The organism is Nocardiopsis protaetiae, assembly GCF_045446735.1.
Lineage (GTDB): Bacteria > Actinomycetota > Actinomycetes > Streptosporangiales > Streptosporangiaceae > Nocardiopsis > Nocardiopsis protaetiae.
The window spans coordinates 1-16,778 of record NZ_JBJJBV010000154.1 but is presented as its reverse complement, the minus strand read 5'-3'; the positions used below and the strand labels follow the sequence as shown (position 1 = coordinate 16,778).

Below are 16,778 nucleotides of genomic sequence, written 5' to 3'. Positions count from 1 at the left end.
GAGGTCCCGGGGAGCTCCCCGGCGCCTATGCCTTCGGGAGGTCCTTCCGACTCTGGCATCCCTGCGGCCTCTGGCGTCCCTGCGGCCTCTGGCGTCCCTGTGGCCTCTGGCGTCCCTGTGGTCTCCGGCCTCCCTGCGGTCTCCGGCTCGGGCGGCGGTGGTGATGCCCCGGACTGGTTGGGCGTTTTGGTGTCCGCTGTATCAGCGGCCCCATGAGCATCTTGGGCCTTGTGGGCCCTGGGGTCCCGGGGCCCTGGGGTCCTGGGAGCCTCGTGGGCCCCGTCATGGTCTGCGACCTCGGACACCTTTGCGGCCTTAAAGGCCTCTGAGGCCTCAGAGGCCTTTAAGGCCGCAAAGGCCCCGGCGGTGTCCGGGGCCGGTGTCGGGCTCTGGTCCGGGCGCGGTGCTGATTCCGAGTGCTGCGCCGAGTCCGGTTCTGGGGGGAAGGCCACCCGGTCCAGGATCGCCGCGATGGTCGGCCGGGCGGCGGGGGCCTTGGCCAGGCAGGCCGCCACCAGGTTGATTAGCTCTTCGGGCACTCCGGACAGGTCCGATTCCCCGTGTTCCTCCTTTACCGCGACGGTCCGGCCGCCGGGCGACCTGCCGCCCAGGTAGACCCGGCCCATGCTGCCGCCGCCCAGCACACCCCCGATGCGATAGCGGCCGACGGTTCGGGGGTCGTCGGGGCACAGGGGGTCGGCCGAGGTCTGTCCCTTCCGGTGCGCTGCCGATCCTCACAGTTTTTCGGAATCCTCGCAGACGCCGATGGTTCTGGGAGTGAAAAGCTTTTTCTCGGGCACCAGTGCCGGACGGGAAACCGGGGTGTGCGGCGGGGCGGATACGGGTTAGCGTCGCGGCCATGAGCGATGCGAGCGAAGCACAGCCTGAACCGAAGTTCGAGCCGCAGCCTGAGCCGAAGTCCGAGCCTCGGTCCGAGCCGAAGCCGAACTACTTCGACACCGACGTCGCCGAACGCTACGACACCCCCGGCGAGGGCATGTTCTCCGCCGAGAAGATCGACCCCGCCGTTGACGTGCTGGCCGAGCTGGCGGGGAAGGGGCGGGCCCTGGAGTTCGCCATCGGGACCGGGCGCATCGCGCTGCCGCTGGCGGAGCGGGGTGTTCCGGTGCACGGCATCGACCTGTCCCCGGCGATGGTGGAGCGGATGCGCGCCAAGCCGGGTGGAGAAGATATCGAGGTGGCCATCGGGGACTTCACGGCCGTTCGGGTGCCGGGGGAGTTCTCGCTGGTCTTCCTGGTCTTCAACACGATCATGAACGTGACCACGCAGGACGAGCAGGTGGAGTGCTTCGTCAACGCGGCCGCGCACCTGGAGCGGGGCGGGCGGTTCGTGGTCGAGGTGGGGGTGCCGGAACTGCGCAGGCTGCCCAAGGGACAGAACATGGTGCCCTTCCACGCGGGTGAAGGCGTGCTGGCGTACGACCTGTACGAGACGGCGACGCAGCGGTCGAGTTCGAACTACGTCAAGGTCGCGGGTGGGAAGGGGAGCTTCCGGTCCATCCCGTTCCGGTACGTGTGGCCGTCGGAGCTGGACCTGATGGCGCGGATCGCGGGGATGCGGCTGGTGGACCGGTGGGAGGACTGGGACCGGACGCCCTTCGGGGACGAGAGCGAGAATCACGTGTCGGTCTGGGAGAAGGTGGTGGACTGACAACCCCCCGTGTCCGGGCGCAGCAGGTATCTGCGGCCATCACTCTCTGGGGTGCGGGTCGTGGTTCTTCCTCCGGTCTGGGGGCGGGGCTGTGGGTATCTGCGGCCGTCACCCCCGGCGGCGGGGCTTCGGTCCTTCCTCCCGATACCCCCCGAAGCCGGGCAAGGCAGGTGACTGCGGCCGTCACCCCCTATGGCGAAAGTTCCGGTATCTGCGGCCGTCACTTTCTGGGGTGCGGGTCGTGGTTCTTCCTCCGGGCTGGGGTTGATGTCGCGGGTAGCTGCGGCCGTCACCCCTTGGGGCGGGGGTCGTGGTTCTTCCTCCGGACACCCCTTGGGGCGGGGGGTTGTGGTTCTTCCTCCGGACACCCCCTGTGGTTGGGGAGGGCGGTGGGGGCGGGGGTTACTACGGCGGGTGGTCGGGCTTTCAAGCGAGGTCTGTGCAACGGTTCGTTTGCAGGCGGAGCGTTCTTTCCGTGGACCTGTGTGGCTGAGCGTGCCGCTGGGCCCCGACCCGTCCCCGGGAAACACCCCCACCGCCCGGGGCGTGCGGGAAACGCGTACACCTGGTGGTCTGCCGGGGGTTGTACGTGGGGACGGTTCCGCGCCCAGCCCGGGTCTGTACGTTCCCAAGGGGTGACCCGTGGAGACCAACGGCTCCGAGGGCGGTCTCCCGCACACCGCCCTCCGCAGATGGCGGGGGTTTTGGAAACCTGCTCTTGCTGTTTCACCCCCAGGGGCGAGGGTCGCGGTCCTTCCTCCCCAAACCCCCTGGGGTCGGGGTCCAGCCCCGTTCTACCGACACCCCCTGGGGTCGGGGCGGGAGGTCTCCTGCTGCCGTCACCCCCTGTGGCGGGGGCGCCAGGGATGTGACCGGGCTGGGGTTGAGGTTCCGGGGAAGGTGGGCAACCCCCTGCGGCGGGGGCGCCAGGAACGTGACCGGGCTGTGGCTGAGGCGCCCCGGGCAGGTGGAAACCCGCTGGGGTGGGGGTGGGGGTGGGGGTGGGGGTCATCTGCATGTCTAGGGGAACGGCGTTGGGAGAGTCGCATCGTTCGGTGGGACATCATCGACACCGTGTCCTTGGTTCTGGGTTGAGTGCTTGGGGGTGGCAGCGGCATGCCGGGTAAGCGGGCGCGACGCGAACGCGAGCGGAGCCGTGCGCGGAAGTTGGCGGAGCGGCACGCGGCGGGGCGGTGGGAGGTGCTGTTCGAGACGGCGGACATGGGGGAGATGCGGGCGTTCCGGGAGCGAGAGCGGGAGTTGCTGGAGGGGTACCGGGACGAGGATTTGCGGTACGACATCCTGTGCGTACGGTTGCAGCAGGAGACGTGGTATCGCCTGAGTGCCTTCGTTCCGGATTCTCATGAAGAATGATATGCATGCATATCTTCTCAATGGGAAATATGTCCGCTTGGCGATGAATATCTTATATGTGTGAAAGCCTGCTGCCGTCCTGAACTGGGAAGACGAGAAGTGGGTGGCCTGCTTCGGCACTCTGGCCGAAAAGTGTTCCCATGGCGGCCGGGTGTGCCCTATTGTGGCGCCATAACCCAATAACCACGTGACCCCGCGACGCCTACAAGCGCCCGGGGTCGTGGCCAGCAATTCGCTCCTAAGACACAAGGATTGCCACTGAGGTTGAACGGTGGGAGTTACCTCTGGGGAAGATCGAGCCCTGTCTCCGCGATGAACCCCTCCAACAGGCCGGGACGGTGCTGCATCTTCCTCAACCGGGACCTGACCACCACCGCGAGCTGGTCGATCCCCCGAGGCGTCAGGTTGCCCAACCCCCGCCGCAGATGCGACCACACCCCCTCCACCGGGTTCAGCTCCGGGGCGTAGGTCGGGAACCGGAACACCGTCAACCACTCCCGCGCCTCCACCGCCTGGCGCACCAGGGCCCCCACATGGCGGCGCTCGTTGTCCCACACCAGCACGATCGGCCCGCCCAACCGGCGATGCACCTCGTCCAGGAACTCCACGTAGGAGCGGGCGGTGAACCCCTTGGGCTCGTGGCGCCGGCCGCTGTGCCGCACCCGGGTGCGAAAAACGAACCGGGTGCGCCGTCCGGGCCGGGTGCACACCAGACCCGCCAACGACACCCGCCCGTACCCCATTCCGGTCACCTTCACCACCGGGGTCTGCCCGCGCGGCGCCCAGGTGCGCACCTTGGCCGGTCTCAAATGCTGCCCGGACTCGTCCTCGAAGCAGATCCAGGCCCCCGCCCGGCGGGCGGTGGTTTTATGCGCGGCCACGTCCGGGTCTTCCACTGCGCGATCACCTCCTCATCACGTTCCACCGCCCGGTGCACCGGGACCTGCGGGCTCCAGCCCCTGCGGTGCAGCAGGTAGGAGACCCCGCGCGGGGTGTAGCCCACCCCGAACCGGGTGCGGATCAGGCGGGCGATGCGGGCCAGGGTCCAGCGCTGGTCCTCGTCCCAGCCGTGCGCGGCCGGCCCTTGGGCGAGCGCGGCCTCCAGGCGGTCTTGCTGGTCGGGCGTGAGTCGGCAGGGGGTGCCGCCGGGGCCGCGGGAGGCCAACGCTGCGGTGCCGCCATCGGTCCAGGCCCGGTACCAGCGGTTGGTGGACATACGGCTCACGCGCAGGCGATGCGCCACCACCGTGGGCGGGACCCCGCGGGCGAACAGGTCCGCGGCCCGCAGGCGCACCAGTTCACGTTGTCGGCGTTGGGCGGCGGTAAGGCCGCCGCCGTGTGCGTACCTCATAGGTCCCAGGGTTAACGCCGGGGAGGTCAAAACGGCCACGCCCGCAGGGTAGGCACTTCGTAACTTCACCACTTCAACTTCAGCAGCGTGCGCCAGTCTAGTGCCGCGCTCCTCAGGGCTGCTTTCGCCCTGCTGCGAGCGCTGTTCATTGCTCCTTCCGGCCGCCACCACCGTCGCGCTTCCCGGGTGCGTCGTTACGCGGACCCCAAGCCCGCGACCAGGGCTCTGCCTCCCGCGGTTCCGCGCCTGTCCGCGCCGCGCGAAGTGTTCCCGGCCGACGACCTTCCGCTCGTGCGGCCCTACTACACCGCCCACGAACAGCAGCGCCGTCAGGCGGCGGCGACCGCCCGCCTCCAGCAGTGGGTCGCCCCGCGTATCCCGGCGCCCCGCATGCCCGAGGGTGATCTGCTCGCGCCGACCCCGGTCACGTTCGATGATTTGGCGAAGGTGACCCGCGTCTGGATCGCCCAGCAGGAGCGAAAGCAGGCCGCGGGGGTGGGCGCATGACCCCCACCCGGCTTTGGCGGCACTACCTTTACCCGGGCGACCTGGCCCAGCTCTCCACGGTGCGCCGCGACCTGCGCGCTGATCTTGCCGGGTTCGACGAGGACCTGACGGACGCGCTGATCCTCTGCGGCAGCGAGCTGTTCGCGAACTGCGTGAAGTACACGGCCTCCGGCCGGGGTGGGCGGGTCGTGCGAACCCTGTGGTTGGCGAACGAGCGTTCGCTGACCTTGGGGTTCACCGATGACGGCCTGTCCGGCAGTGTTCCGGAGATTCCCCGGGCGCGCAGCTCGGAGGAGTGGGACGAGGCCGAGGGGCAGCGCGGTCTGCTCATGGTCGAGGAGTTGTCCACAGCCTGGGGATATTCGCCGGTCTGTCCGTTCGGAGACCTTGGAACCCACACCTGGGCCAGGTTCGCTCTTACGGGGTGACGGTCTACATGCGAGAAGGCCCCGGAACTCGTTTCCGGGGCCTTCGTCGTAGGACTACTTCGTGAGGGTGGTCGCGGCGAGGGTGGCGAACCACTCCGCCGGGCTGAACGTCAGGTGCCCGGCCTCGCGGTTCTGGGTGTCACGGACGTCCGCGCCGGTCGTGTGTTCCCGGACCTCGACACAGTGGCCACCGTCGTTGCTATACGAACTCTTGTGGAAACCATCTGTCATCAAAGTGTTCCTTCCAACAACGACGCCGACTCGCTCCGGGGATACGCGAGTCCGATCAAGTCACGTACCAGGGACTCTACCGCCTCGGTATCCCCTGGTTTCTCCAGGAGCACGTTCCCTCGGGCATGGTCGGAAGCGGCAACCGTACGATCCTCCGGCAGGTAGTAGACCTGCACAGATGACGACACCGCCAGAATCGGAGTCGTATCCGGAATCAGGTAGACGATCAGGCGGCCCCGTTCCAGGTGCGGCAACAGGTACTTGACCTGGTCTTCCTTTACATCCTGGGGAAGATTCCGCAATGGGTGGAGCGGGAACACGGCCGTGACCAACGGGTCATTGCGCCTGGTCAACGACTCGTATCGGGACACCCGGAGTTGCGCGAGATGTTCGATATCCGCGTCACTCTTTCGCGGGTGGAACGCTCGGAAGACAGCGCGCGCATACCTCGGAGACTGGATCAGCCCAGGAACCAGGTTCACCGACATGGTGTCGATGGCCACGGCCCGCTCTTCCCGCGTTCCCGGGGAACGCATCCATGACGGGAACCCGTCGCTGTTGGCCGCCTCCCACTCGGCGACCAGGCGTCCGTTCACCGCCAGGGCCTTGTCGAGCTTCTCCACATCCGCGCGGACGGGGGAGGTCCTCGCGTTCTCCCAACGCGACAGCGTCGACACCGCGAAGTTCGAGACCGCGGCAAACTTCCGCAGGGTGTACCCCGCGTTCTTGCGCTCGGCGCGAAGGGCGAGGCCGAACGAGGGGGGTGGACCCTCAAGTTCCGGGGGGTCGGCTTCCGGGGGGTGTTCTTCCATGATCCTGACCGTACCGAGAACGATCCCGCCTCTGCCCTATCTTTCGGAGATAGGACTCACTTGCTCGGGAACATGGCCGGGCCGGGGCACCCTGAGCCTATGGACGCACGAGAACAGCAGCGAACGCCGACCGAAAGCATGGTCCCCTCCGACGTCGAGACCTCTCTGTTGGCCATGCTCTCCGCGTGCCGCCGCCGTGGCCTGCGGGCGGAGCGGGACCCCGGAATGGAAACCGGGGTGGTGATCTCGCATGAGCCGCGGGTGGTCACCCTCCGCCTGATGGCGAACCGCTGGTATCGGCCTGCCCCCGACCAGACGGTTCGCTCTGTCGCCGTGGGCTACCGCGGGGCGGAAGACGCGATCGCCCGACACCTGGTCACCGAACTCATGGGGCGGATGTGAACGAAGAGGGACTCACGTTCGCGGAGTTCGAGCGCCTCACCCGTCCCCGCCGTCGGCAGGTTCCGAAACCGAGGGTCGGTGGGGCACCACCTCCGCTGCCCCGCCGGAATCCGCCCGCCACGTCGTGCCCGCCGCACAACTGGCAGCGTGCGCCCGGTTCGCGCACGCAGCACTGCGGCTGGTGCGGTGTCACGCAACGAGTTCCATAGTCGTTCCGGCCTCGGGGGCCCGGAACACCGAAGGCCCCGGGATCGTTCCCGGGGCCTTGCCCGTGGGGAGTTAGTTCGTGCGGGTGGTCGCGGCGAGGGCGGCGAGCCATTCCGTGCGGCCGAAGCCGAGGTGTCCGGCCTCGCGGTTCTGGGTGTCGCGGACGTCCGCGCCGTGGGCGCTCTCGCGCGCCTCGACGCAGTTGGGGCCGTTGGCGCTGTAGCTGGACTTGTGCCACTCGGCGGGGGTGCTCATATGAGGCTCTCCAAGTATGCGGTGATATCCACAGGCCGGTCTTGGCCGCTGGGGGGTCGGGGCGCTCGGCGGAGAATGGATTCGGGGGTGTTGAGCAATGCCATCGCCAGGACACGGCCCGGCCGCATCCACGCTAACCCGCACCGATCCTCGCCGCCACCTACGGGTTCCCCGGCTCCGAGCAGGACCTGCTGGAACGCGGACTGATCCGCGTGGGCTTCCTGGACCCGCCATCGCCGTTGCGGGCGGATACGCCCACACCTGACCCCGTGGGGTCAGGAGACGCCGCGGAAGAAGGCACGGATGTCGTCCGCGAGCAGTCCCGGCACCTCCATCGCGGGGAAGTGGCCGCCCTCGGTGAACTCGCTCCAGTGGCCGATCGCCTTCCACGGGTCCATCGCGCGGCGCATGAGCGGGTGGGTGTCGAACACGGCCCACCCGGACGGCACCTCGGAGGCCATGACCAGGTCGATTCCGGAGTGCGCCGACTCGTAGTAGAACTGCGCGCTCGACGCGCCGCTGCGGGTGAACCAGTACAGGCTGATGTTGGTCAGGAGCTGGTCGCGGTCGACCGTCTCGTCCGGCGTCCGGTAGGCGCCGCTCCTGCTCTTGAACTTCTCGGCGATCCACGCGAGCTGGCCGACCGGCGAGTCGGTGAGCGCCGCGCCGATCGTGTCGGGGCGGTGCTCCTGCATGGCGAGATACCCGCGCTCGGCCGCGGCCTCGGCGCGCACCGCCTCGATCTGGGCGGCCTCGTCCTCGGACAGGCCCTCCGGGTAGGGGAACTTGTCGCCGAGCAGCCCGAGCCACCGGGGGTCGCAGCCGATGTGCGTGCCGATGACGCGCTCCGGGTGGACCGCCGCGAGGCGGCCGGTGGTGCCCGAGCCGATGTCGGTGCCGTGGGCCGCGAACCTCTCGTAGCCCAGGCGCGTCATGATCTCGGCGTAGGCCTCCACCGTCCGCGCCAGCTCCCAGCCGGTCCCCGACAGCGGGGTGGAGAACCCGAAACCGGGCAGCGACGGGATGACCACGTGGAACTCGTCGGTCAGCAGCGGGACGAGGCGCTGGTACTCGACGAACGAGCCCGGCCAGCCGTGGTTCAGGATCAGCGGGGTGGCCCCCGGGTCCGCCGACCGCGCGTGGACGACGTGGAACGTCTGGCCGTCGACGACCGTCGTGAACTGCTCGTACTCGTTGAGCCTCGCCTCCTGCGCACGCCAGTCGAACCCGTCGCGCCAGTACTCGGCGAGCTCCTCCAGGTACACCGGCGGGATGCCGCGGCTGAAGTCGGCGCGATCGTCCCGGCCCGGCACGGGGGCGGGCCGGCGCGTGCGCGCCAGCCGGTTGCGCAGGTCGTCGACGCCGGCCTGCGGGATGTCGATACGGAACGGTGTGAGTGCTGTGTTCTCGCTCATGGCACCGACGCTCCCAGGCAATGCGGCAGGCTTGCTTCCGCGATCGCTGAAATGGTGGGGAACATGTTGGAGACCTCGGCCCGCCTGCTCGAACTGCTGTCATTGCTCCAGCTCAAGCGCGACTGGACGGGCCCCGAGCTCGCCGGCCGGCTCGATGTGAGCACGAGGACCGTGCGCGCCGACATCGGCAGGCTGCGGTCGCTCGGCTATCCCGTGGACGCGCGCCCCGGCGTCGCGGGCGGGTACCGGCTGGCCGCCGGGGCGGCGATGCCCCCGCTGCTGCTCGACGACGAGGAGGCCGTGGCCGTCGCCGTCGGACTGGGCGCGGTCGCGACCCGGAGGCTCGGCGTCGAGGAGACGTCGCTCACCGCGCTCGCGAAGCTGGAGCAGGTGCTGCCCTCGCGCCTGCGCCGACGGGTCGAGGCGGTGCGCGAGGCGATGAGTGTCGTTCCGGGGGCCGAACCGCCGCTCGACCTCTCGGCTCTGGGCGCGGTCGCCGCCGCGATCCGCGGCCGCGAACGGCTCCGGTTCGGATACACGAAGCCCGGGGGCGGCGAGGGGCCCCGCCACACCGAACCGCAACGGCTGGTGAGCTGGGGGCCGCTCTGGTACCTGCTCGCCTGGGACCTCGACCGTGACGACTGGCGGGTCTTCCGTGTCGACCGCATGGTGCCGCACGCGCCGACGGGTGCGCGGTTCCGGCCGCGCGCTATCCCGGGGGACGATGCCGTCGAGTACGTCGTCGGACGCGTCAGCAAGGGGTCCTGGAATTACCGTGCCCGGGTACTTGTGCACGCTCCCGCCGCCGAGGTCGCCGCGAAGATCCCCATCCCGGTCGACATCGAGGCGGTCGACGGGTCCACGTGCCGTGTCGAGCTGGGTTCCCACGACCCGGACCGGCTCGCGCTGTGGATGGCGCAGCTCGACGTCGACATCGAGGTGATCGACGGGGACGAGCTCGCGGCGGCGTTCGACCGCCTCGCGGCGAGGTTCCGGCGGGCGGCGGGCGGCGGGGCCGCCGGTGGCCTGAGGCCGAAGTAGGCGGGCCCGCGCCGTGGAAGGCGCGGGCCCGGTGTGATCAGTTCACGGATGTACTAGTCGCGTTCCTCGGTGGCCCGACGGCGGCGGCCCAGGAAGATCGCTCCGGCACCGGCGAGTGAGGCCAGCAGGCCGCCGATGACCGGAACGGCGATCGACGCGCCGGTCTGCGCCAGCTGCGGCTGCTCGTGCTTGGGCGCGGGCTTGGGCTGGGGCTTCGGCTGCTCCGGCTTGCCCGGTTCACCAGGCTTGCCGGGCTCTCCGGGCTTCCCCGGCTTACCGGGCTTGCCGGGCTCTCCGGGCTTCCCCGGCTTGCCGGGTTCCCCGGGCTTACCGGGCTTGCCCGGCTTGCCCGGTTCACCGGGCTTCCCAGGCTCCCCGGGCTTGCCCGGCTTTCCAGGCTTCCCGGGTTCTCCCGGCTTACCGGGCTTGCCGGGCTTGCCGGGCTCTCCAGGTTTGCCCGGCTTGCCGGGTTCCCCGGGCTTCCCCGGCTTGCCGGGTTCCCCGGGCTTCCCAGGTTCCCCAGGCTTGCCGGGCTTACCGGGCTTCCCCGGTTCTCCCGGCTTGCCGGGCTCTCCGGGCTTGCCGGGCTTCCCCGGTTCCCCAGGCTTGCCCGGCTCCCCGGGCTTCCCCGGCTTACCGGGCTTGCCCGGTTCCCCCGGCTTGCCCGGCTTGCCGGGCTTTCCGGGTTCGCCCGGGTACCCCGGGGGCTCGGGCTCCGGGTACCCCCCGCGCAACTCCGCGGCCCTGTCCACCTGGTCCACGGTGATCTCCGGGACGACGGGCAGGGGGCGGCTGTTCAGCGCCTCCTCCACCGCCCGCTCGATCTCCGTGCCGCTCGTTTCCTGCGGAGCGGCGGCGACGGACGGTTCCCGGTGTTCCGTCGTCTCGTCGGCGAGGACGGGGGCCGTACTCCACAGGAGCGGCGCGATGATCGCGGCGCCGGTGAAGGTACCGGCCATGCGGATGATCCTGCGAGCACTGATGGCGCTGGAAGCCTTCGGTGTCGTCTTCGAGCAATGGTCCATGTCCGACATCGTCGGCAATTCATTGCTTAAAGTCACTTCTGACTACTGTGAGTCATGATAAAGCAATGGCAAAGCTTGGGTTCCGCCGGTTCGACTCCTGTGGCGCGATGGGGCCGCGTGGCGTTCACTTCTCCTTCATTGCAACGTTCCGTGGATGATCGTTGCGTTGGGTTCAGGGCCGTTGCAACAATTTCTGGTTATCTTCCTGATGAAATGGGGATATCTCGCGGCAAGTTCTTTGCTCGAAATGCGAATGCAACGTAGCGTTTCCATTATCGGAAACACGATGAAGGAGCACGCGATGCAGCACTTCGACACCCCCGGATCGGTCGAGGTGACCGTCCGGCTGCCCGTCGGCTCGCGCGTCGAGGCCACGGCGGCCGCCGCCGGGTTCCGCGGCGTCGGCCGGCTCGGCGAGGTCTCCTACGAGGCCACTCAGGGGCTGGTCAAACTTGACGAGTCGGCGGGCGCCCGCCTCGCCGTCCAGGACGGCGACATCACCATCGGCCGCCTCACCGGCCCCGCCCGGGTCGAGACCGCCAAAGGGGACATCCGCATCGACGAGGCCGTGCGCGGTGAGCTCGTGCTGCGCACCCGGGCCGGCGGCATCTCCGTCACCGCGGCCGCCGGGGTCTCCGCCTCCCTGGACGCCGGGACCTCCTACGGCCGCATCGACAACGCCCTCAGGAACGACGGCACCACCGGGCTCGACATCCGCGCCACCACCGCCCACGGCGACATCACCGCCCGCAGCCGGTGACCTCTGTTCGGACGGAACGCGGAGCGGGCCGCGCCGAAGCCCTCGGGTTCGGCGCGGCCCGCGCGTGCGTCGCCGCCGGTCGGCGCGTTCCGGCCGGTCATCGGGGCATGACGAGATCCCTGGTCCGGTCGTCCATGTAGTCCTCCAGGTCCTGGTTGGCGATCGCCAGGTTGACCACCATGATCCCGACCGTCTCGGCGGCCAGCCGGAAGGCGCAGCCCGGGTGGTCCTCCAGCGGCACCACCAGAACGGGGTGTTCGGGGTGGCCCAGGGTGACCGCGTCCACGACCAGCACCACGTCCGCGGCCGGCTGCCCGGAGTCCTCCGGGTCCGGCAGGACCGCCGCCATCAGCTGCTCCGGGGACGCGCCGTCGAAGGCCGGGTCGTCCACGAAGTCGATGTGGTCCCCGTAGTCGTCGATGATGTCGCCGAATCCCTCCGGCCCCGGGCGGCGCACCGTCTCCACGAGCGCCGCCCAGGCGTCGCCGTCGGTGAAGTCCGTGCGCACGAGCAGCCCGTCGTTGCCCTGGACGAGCGCGGGCAGCGGCCGGGCCGGGGGCTCGTACCGCGGGGCCGGGTCCAGCGTCTCCAGGTAGGCGCCGACCGGGACGGCGCCGTCGGAGCCGCGCCCCTCGAACCTCTCCAGCGTCATGTCGATGTAGGGGCGGTACAGGACCAGGTGGGTGAGCGCGGCCTGGCGGGGGCAGATCCGGAACGCCTCCCCGTCTGACGGCCGCAAGGCGAGCAGCGGCCGCAGGTCGGGGTCGGCCGCCGTCTCGGCGGTGACCAGGAGGACCAGGTCGGGGACCCACACGCCGTCCCGGTCCAGGGCCGCGCGCACCTCCTCGGCGGTGGCGTCCGACCACCCCGGGTCGTCCACCGTGACCAGCCGCCGCCGGGGCCCGCCCGCGGTCGGCGCGTCCGGACCGGGCGGCGCGTCCAGTCCCGGCAGCGGGCCCATGCGGGAGAGCACGTCGGCCCAGGTGTCATCGTCGCCGCCGGTGCGCAGCAGGAGCGTTCCGGACACCCGCGGGCCGTCGTCGGACGGGGGCAGGGGGAGGGAGGGGCGCGCCATCAGGGGTACCTCGCGAGGGTGGTCGGGGGGAGCGGACACCACCGTTCTACCGGCCCCCACCGACAGGGCCGCGGCCGCCGCGGGGACCCGCTGCCTCCGGGCTCGCAGGACGCCGCCGACGTAGCGACACAGCGGCGGCCCGCGCGCGTCCGCGTCGGCTCCGGCCCGGTCCCGTGCTTATCCTGGCGGCGCCGGCCGCGGGTCCCGCGGCCGGAGCACAGGGCTGGGGGCGGACGGTGGACGGGAACGGCGGCGGGGTCAGGTCGGCCGACCTGGAGAGGGCGTTCCCCGCCGAGCGCGCCAAGGCCTTCGTGGACGCCGTGGTGGCCATCGCGCTCACCCTGCTGATCCTGCCGCTCATGGAGTCCGCCGCCGAGCTGGGCGCGGGCGACACCGGCGTGGGGGAGTGGTTCGCCGAGCACACCGACCAGATCGTCACCTTCCTCATCAGCTTCGTGATGATCGGCTTCTTCTGGACCGGGCACCACCGCGTGTTCGCGCAGGTCGTCGCGGTCTCCAACGGATTGCTGTGGCTCAACCTGGCGTGGCTGCTCACCGTGGTCTGGATGCCCGTTGCGACCGCGCTGACCGGGCATTCCGGCACGGACGACCGCCCGTTCGCGCTGGTCTACATCGCGAGCATGGCGGCGACCAGCGCGCTGTGGCTGCTCATCCGCGTCCACCTCGCCCGCCACCCCGACCTGCACGCCATCACCGCGGAACGGCTCCGCCAAGGGGTCGCCGTCGCCCTGGCCGACCTCCTGCTCTTCGGGGCCGCCGCCGGCCTGGCCGGGTTCGTCCCCGGGGTCGGCTACTTCGCGCTGCTCGTCATGTGGCTCTCCGACCCCGCGCGCAGGCTCGTGAGCCCCTGGCTGCGGCGCTGGACCCCCGCCCCGGGAACGGCGTCGGCCGGGTGAACCCGGGTGCGGCGGGCGGTCAGTCCGCCGGGTCGGCGGGGCGGTTCCGCAGCCGGTCCAGGAAGGGCAGCACCTCGGCGAGGAAGCGGTCGTGTGCCTCCAGCTGGGCCCAGTGGCCGCACTCGGGCACGCTCACCAGGCGGGCGTCCGGCATCAGGGCGGCCGCCTCGCGGGAGCCCGCGATGGGCACCATCGGGTCGTTCTCGCCGTGGAAGAACAGGGTGGGCGCGGCGATGTTCCCGACCTCGCCCATCGCGTAGTTGAGCATGACGCGGCGGCCCAGGGTGGCGCGGTTGTACCGCGCGAAGGCCAGGGAGCCGCCAGGCCGGACCGCCTCGCGGGCGAACTCCTCGACCACGGGCTCGGGCATGGTCCCGAAGTCGTGGACCACCGCCCGCACCGTCGACCGGGTGAACCTCCCGGCGAAGGCGGCGAGCGCGACGAGCAGGCGCTCCGGCAGCTGTGCGCTCAGCCAGGCCGCGCCGTGCGCGAAGCGGTTGTGCAGGACCGGGACCAGGCCGCCGGGGGCGATCAGCACCAGGCCGTCGACCATGCCGGGGCGCTGGAGGGCCAGCCGCAGCGCCACGTCGCCGCCCATGGACACGCCGAACACCACGGCGCTTTCGACGCCCGCGGCCGACATGGTCCGGGCGACCGCCTCGGCCTGCTCCCAGGGGCCTCCGGGCGGGTCGATCCCGGTCGTCCCGCCGAACCCCGGAAGGTCCGGCGCGACCACCCGGTGCGTCCGCCCCAGGGGCTCGATGAGCCGGTACCAGGAGATGGCCGCGTTGTCGGTGCCCCCGCCGTGGATCAGGACGACCGGCGGGGCGGCGGGGTCCCCGGCGCTCAGGACGCGGACCCGGCCGCCGTCCACGGCCAGGAACCCGGTCTGGGCGCCGGGGGGTACGAGGGGCGTCATCGGTCCTCCCAGACCTCGGTGAGCCGGTCGGCCAGGCGCTCGAAGCACTCCTTGCCGGGGGTGGTGTCGTCGACGTCGGCGTCCGCGGCCAGGGCGATGAGCCCGCCCATGGACAGGATCAGGGAGCCGACGTCCTCGTGCGGGGCGGTGGCGGCCAGGCCCGTGTTCCACACGGCCAGGTTGGCCGCCAGGGCGTCCGGGTCGGTGCCCGCGCGCAGCATGCCCCGCGCGGACATCTCCCGGAGGAAGTCGGCGCCGAGCACCGAACGCGAGCGGTACAGGTCCGGTGCGTCCGCGGCCGGACCGCCGCGGCGGACGGAGCCCTGGTAGAGCGCCACCAGGAAGGGGCGGCTGTGCAGCGCGGTCAGCGAGTGCACGAACAGCCGGGACAGCAGGCCGCCGCGGGGGTCGGCGGCGACGCCCGCGCGGGTGACGGCCAGGGCGCGCGCCAGCTCGCGGTCGACGACCGCGCGCAGGAGGGCGTCCTTGCCGTTGAAGCGCAGGTAGAGCACTCCCTTGGCGACACCGGCGCGGGCGGCGATGTCCTCCATGGTGGTCCGCGCGGCACCGTGGCGGGCGAGGAGGTCGGCGGCGGCTTCGAGGATCACGTCGGTGTCGACGCTGGGGCGTGCCATCTGATGACCTTAATGACTCATATCGTTCATCTGGTCATTAAGGATAGCGACGCGGTCAAGACCCCTCTCGGGGGTCCGCGTGTGCCGGGGTCGGCCGGGGTCACTCGTGGAAGGGCTCTCCGGTGACGACGTGGTCCGCGTGGTTGAGGGCCTCCAGGACCAGGCGGCGCAGGTGGCCGTCGGCGAGGCGGTAGATCACGTGGCGGGACCGGCGCCGGGACTCCACGAGCCCGGCCAGGCGCAGTTTGGCCAGGTGCTGGGACACCGCCGTCCGGGAGGCCCCGCAGGCCTCGGTGAGGCGGCCGACGTCGGCCTCCTCTTCCTCGGCGAGCAGCCACAGCAGGTGCAGCCGGGTCTGGTCGGCCAGCAGGGCGAACACGCCCGCCGCCACGGCCAGCCGCTCGGGTTCGGGCGGGGCCGGGTGGGAGAGGCTCGGGGCCTTGCGTTCGTCGCTGGTCCGCATGGGGGAAGTCTAGGGGCGGCCCCATTCGTCAACATGTGCGTACTTGCGCACATATATGATGCGAGAGAACGGCCCTCCCGGAGGTACCCCCCATGTGGCGTGTCCTCGTGGACTTCCCCGCCTACCGGCGCATGTTCGCCGCCCAGGTGGTCGCCCTCGCCGGAACCGGCCTGGCCACCGTCGCCCTCGGCCTGCTCGCCTTCGACCTGGCCGGGGACCGCGCGGCCGCGGTCGTCGCCACCGCGCTGACGGTCAAGATGGTCGCCTACGTCGGCGCGGGCCCGGTGCTCACCGCGGCCCTGGTCCGGGTCCCGCGGCGTGTGGTCCTGGTGGGCGCCGACGCCGTCCGGGCGCTCGCCGTGGTGGCGCTGCCCTGGGTCGACCAGGTGTGGCAGGTGTACGCCCTGATCGCGGTGCTCCAGTGCGCCTCCGCGGTCTTCACCCCCGCCTTCCAGGCGGTCATCCCCGAACTGGTCGACGACCGCGGCTACACCGGCGCGCTGGCCCTCTCGCGCCTGGCCTACGACCTGGAGGCCCTCGCCTCGCCGCTGCTGGCCGCGGCCCTGCTGGTCGTCGTTCCGTTCCACGGCCTCTTCGTGCTGACGGCGGCCGCCTTCGGGGTCTCCGCGGTGCTGGTGCTCGCCACGGCCCTGCCGCGGAATCCCGGCGACCCCCGTCGCGCCGCCGCCTCCTGGCGGGTCTTCGCCACCGACCCCCGGCTGCGCGCCGTCGCCCTGCTGGACCTGGCCGCCGCCGTGGTCACCGCGCTGGTGCTGGTGGACACCGTGGTCCTGGTCCGCGCGCACCTGGGCGGGACCGACGCCGGGGTGGCGGTGGCGCTGGCGTTCTTCGGCGCGGGCTCCATGGCGGTGGCCTTCGCACTGGGGTTCCTGGTGGACCGGTTCGGCACCAGAACACCGATGCTGGCCGGGCCCGCGGTGCTCGCCGCCGGGTCCGCCGTCCTCGCGATCGGCTGGGCGCTCGCCCCCGGCCTCGCCGTGCTCGGGGCGGGCTGGCTGCTCCTGGGCGCCGGCTGTTCGCTGATCGCCGCCCCCGCCGGCCGGGTGCTGCGGGACGCCGCCCCGGAGGGCGGCCTGGCCGGGGTGCTCGCCGCGCGCTTCGCGATCTCGCACGCGTGCTTCCTGGTCACCTACCCCCTCGCCGGGTGGGCCGGGGGCCTGGACCCCGCGGCGGTGTTCGCCGGGGCGGGGGCCGCGGTCGCGGTGTGCGGCGGCGCCGCCGCGCTACTGTGGCGGCCGAAGGTCATTGAGGACATCGGTGAATAAAAA

General features: G+C 71.2%; 21 protein-coding genes. 10 read left to right on the top strand and 11 right to left on the bottom strand.

From position 1 onward, the window contains the following. Positions 1 to 997: 997 nt before the first annotated feature. Positions 998 to 1,672 (top strand): class I SAM-dependent DNA methyltransferase, encoded by a 675-nt coding sequence (locus ACJOT3_RS21920; RefSeq protein ID WP_406974957.1) that lies wholly within the window; start codon positions 998 to 1,000, stop codon positions 1,670 to 1,672. Positions 1,673 to 2,872: 1,200 nt separating this feature from the next. After that, positions 2,873 to 3,046 carry a hypothetical protein gene (locus ACJOT3_RS21915; protein ID WP_406974956.1) on the top strand — a complete coding sequence of 58 codons (174 nt, stop codon included), beginning with the start codon at positions 2,873 to 2,875 and terminating at the stop codon, positions 3,044 to 3,046. A gap of 278 nt (positions 3,047 to 3,324) precedes the next feature. Here the strand turns inward: ACJOT3_RS21915 and ACJOT3_RS21910 are convergent, their stop codons facing one another. Together ACJOT3_RS21910 and ACJOT3_RS21905 are read right to left on the bottom strand one after the other, a co-directional pair. After that, positions 3,325 to 3,927, bottom strand: coding sequence for a transposase (locus ACJOT3_RS21910; RefSeq protein ID WP_406974955.1), 603 nt, complete (start codon positions 3,925 to 3,927; stop codon positions 3,325 to 3,327). Beyond that, positions 3,852 to 4,397 (bottom strand): winged helix-turn-helix domain-containing protein, encoded by a 546-nt coding sequence (locus tag ACJOT3_RS21905; protein WP_406974954.1) that lies wholly within the window; start codon positions 4,395 to 4,397, stop codon positions 3,852 to 3,854. The genes ACJOT3_RS21910 and ACJOT3_RS21905 overlap by 76 nt, the downstream gene beginning before the upstream one ends. A gap of 291 nt (positions 4,398 to 4,688) precedes the next feature. Between ACJOT3_RS21905 and ACJOT3_RS21900 the strand changes: the two genes are divergently transcribed. Further along, positions 4,689 to 4,904, top strand: a complete 216-nt coding sequence (locus ACJOT3_RS21900) for a hypothetical protein (RefSeq protein ID WP_406974953.1) — start codon at positions 4,689 to 4,691, stop codon at positions 4,902 to 4,904. After that, positions 4,901 to 5,332 carry an ATP-binding protein gene (locus ACJOT3_RS21895; protein WP_406974952.1) on the top strand — a complete coding sequence of 144 codons (432 nt, stop codon included), beginning with the start codon at positions 4,901 to 4,903 and terminating at the stop codon, positions 5,330 to 5,332. Before ACJOT3_RS21900 ends, ACJOT3_RS21895 begins: the two co-directional genes overlap by 4 nt. A 54-nt stretch (positions 5,333 to 5,386) precedes the next feature. Here the strand turns inward: ACJOT3_RS21895 and ACJOT3_RS21890 are convergent, their stop codons facing one another. Continuing rightward, positions 5,387 to 5,563 carry a DUF397 domain-containing protein gene (locus tag ACJOT3_RS21890; protein WP_406974951.1) on the bottom strand — a complete coding sequence of 59 codons (177 nt, stop codon included), beginning with the start codon at positions 5,561 to 5,563 and terminating at the stop codon, positions 5,387 to 5,389. Next, positions 5,563 to 6,375, bottom strand: coding sequence for a helix-turn-helix domain-containing protein (locus ACJOT3_RS21885; RefSeq protein WP_406974950.1), 813 nt, complete (start codon positions 6,373 to 6,375; stop codon positions 5,563 to 5,565). Before ACJOT3_RS21885 ends, ACJOT3_RS21890 begins: the two co-directional genes overlap by 1 nt. A gap of 99 nt (positions 6,376 to 6,474) precedes the next feature. Between ACJOT3_RS21885 and ACJOT3_RS21880 the strand changes: the two genes are divergently transcribed. Next, on the top strand, positions 6,475 to 6,777 hold the full coding sequence (locus ACJOT3_RS21880) for a hypothetical protein (RefSeq protein WP_406974949.1): 303 nt from the start codon (positions 6,475 to 6,477) through the stop codon (positions 6,775 to 6,777). 279 nt (positions 6,778 to 7,056) lie between these two features. On the opposite strand, the gene ACJOT3_RS21875 is transcribed toward ACJOT3_RS21880, so the two are convergent. Together ACJOT3_RS21875 and ACJOT3_RS21870 are read right to left on the bottom strand one after the other, a co-directional pair. Next, entirely contained in the window at positions 7,057 to 7,239 is a 183-nt protein-coding gene (locus ACJOT3_RS21875; RefSeq protein WP_406974948.1) for a DUF397 domain-containing protein, read from the bottom strand. A 275-nt stretch (positions 7,240 to 7,514) separates the two neighbouring features. Then, a complete protein-coding gene (locus ACJOT3_RS21870; RefSeq protein ID WP_406974947.1) occupies positions 7,515 to 8,654 on the bottom strand; it encodes an epoxide hydrolase family protein in 1,140 nt (379 codons plus the stop codon). A 63-nt stretch (positions 8,655 to 8,717) separates the two neighbouring features. On the opposite strand from ACJOT3_RS21870, the gene ACJOT3_RS21865 reads away from it, so the two are divergent. Beyond that, positions 8,718 to 9,695, top strand: coding sequence for a helix-turn-helix transcriptional regulator (locus ACJOT3_RS21865; protein WP_406974946.1), 978 nt, complete (start codon positions 8,718 to 8,720; stop codon positions 9,693 to 9,695). Between the two features lie 53 nt (positions 9,696 to 9,748). Here ACJOT3_RS21865 and ACJOT3_RS21860 read toward each other — a convergent pair whose 3' ends face one another. Beyond that, positions 9,749 to 10,654, bottom strand: a complete 906-nt coding sequence (locus ACJOT3_RS21860) for an LPXTG cell wall anchor domain-containing protein (protein ID WP_406974945.1) — start codon at positions 10,652 to 10,654, stop codon at positions 9,749 to 9,751. On the opposite strand from ACJOT3_RS21860, the gene ACJOT3_RS21855 reads away from it, so the two are divergent. Further along, on the top strand, positions 10,653 to 10,778 hold the full coding sequence (locus tag ACJOT3_RS21855; RefSeq protein ID WP_406974944.1) for a hypothetical protein: 126 nt from the start codon (positions 10,653 to 10,655) through the stop codon (positions 10,776 to 10,778). The genes ACJOT3_RS21860 and ACJOT3_RS21855 overlap by 2 nt on opposite strands. A gap of 96 nt (positions 10,779 to 10,874) precedes the next feature. Beyond that, positions 10,875 to 11,480 carry a DUF4097 family beta strand repeat-containing protein gene (locus tag ACJOT3_RS21850; protein WP_406974943.1) on the top strand — a complete coding sequence of 202 codons (606 nt, stop codon included), beginning with the start codon at positions 10,875 to 10,877 and terminating at the stop codon, positions 11,478 to 11,480. A 97-nt stretch (positions 11,481 to 11,577) separates the two neighbouring features. Here the strand turns inward: ACJOT3_RS21850 and ACJOT3_RS21845 are convergent, their stop codons facing one another. Further along, a complete protein-coding gene (locus tag ACJOT3_RS21845; protein ID WP_406974942.1) occupies positions 11,578 to 12,555 on the bottom strand; it encodes a DUF6924 domain-containing protein in 978 nt (325 codons plus the stop codon). Positions 12,556 to 12,728: 173 nt separating this feature from the next. Between ACJOT3_RS21845 and ACJOT3_RS21840 the strand changes: the two genes are divergently transcribed. Further along, positions 12,729 to 13,472 carry a TMEM175 family protein gene (locus ACJOT3_RS21840; protein ID WP_406974941.1) on the top strand — a complete coding sequence of 248 codons (744 nt, stop codon included), beginning with the start codon at positions 12,729 to 12,731 and terminating at the stop codon, positions 13,470 to 13,472. 19 nt (positions 13,473 to 13,491) lie between these two features. On the opposite strand, the gene ACJOT3_RS21835 is transcribed toward ACJOT3_RS21840, so the two are convergent. From ACJOT3_RS21835 to ACJOT3_RS21825, 3 genes are all read right to left on the bottom strand, one after another. Next, positions 13,492 to 14,391, bottom strand: a complete 900-nt coding sequence (locus ACJOT3_RS21835) for an alpha/beta fold hydrolase (protein WP_406974940.1) — start codon at positions 14,389 to 14,391, stop codon at positions 13,492 to 13,494. Beyond that, a complete protein-coding gene (locus tag ACJOT3_RS21830; protein ID WP_406974939.1) occupies positions 14,388 to 15,026 on the bottom strand; it encodes a TetR family transcriptional regulator in 639 nt (212 codons plus the stop codon). Before ACJOT3_RS21830 ends, ACJOT3_RS21835 begins: the two co-directional genes overlap by 4 nt. 100 nt (positions 15,027 to 15,126) lie before the next feature. After that, positions 15,127 to 15,489, bottom strand: a complete 363-nt coding sequence (locus ACJOT3_RS21825) for an ArsR/SmtB family transcription factor (RefSeq protein WP_406974938.1) — start codon at positions 15,487 to 15,489, stop codon at positions 15,127 to 15,129. 92 nt (positions 15,490 to 15,581) lie between these two features. Between ACJOT3_RS21825 and ACJOT3_RS21820 the strand changes: the two genes are divergently transcribed. Further along, positions 15,582 to 16,775 carry an MFS transporter gene (locus tag ACJOT3_RS21820; protein WP_406974937.1) on the top strand — a complete coding sequence of 398 codons (1,194 nt, stop codon included), beginning with the start codon at positions 15,582 to 15,584 and terminating at the stop codon, positions 16,773 to 16,775. The last annotated feature ends 3 nt before the right edge of the window (positions 16,776 to 16,778 follow it).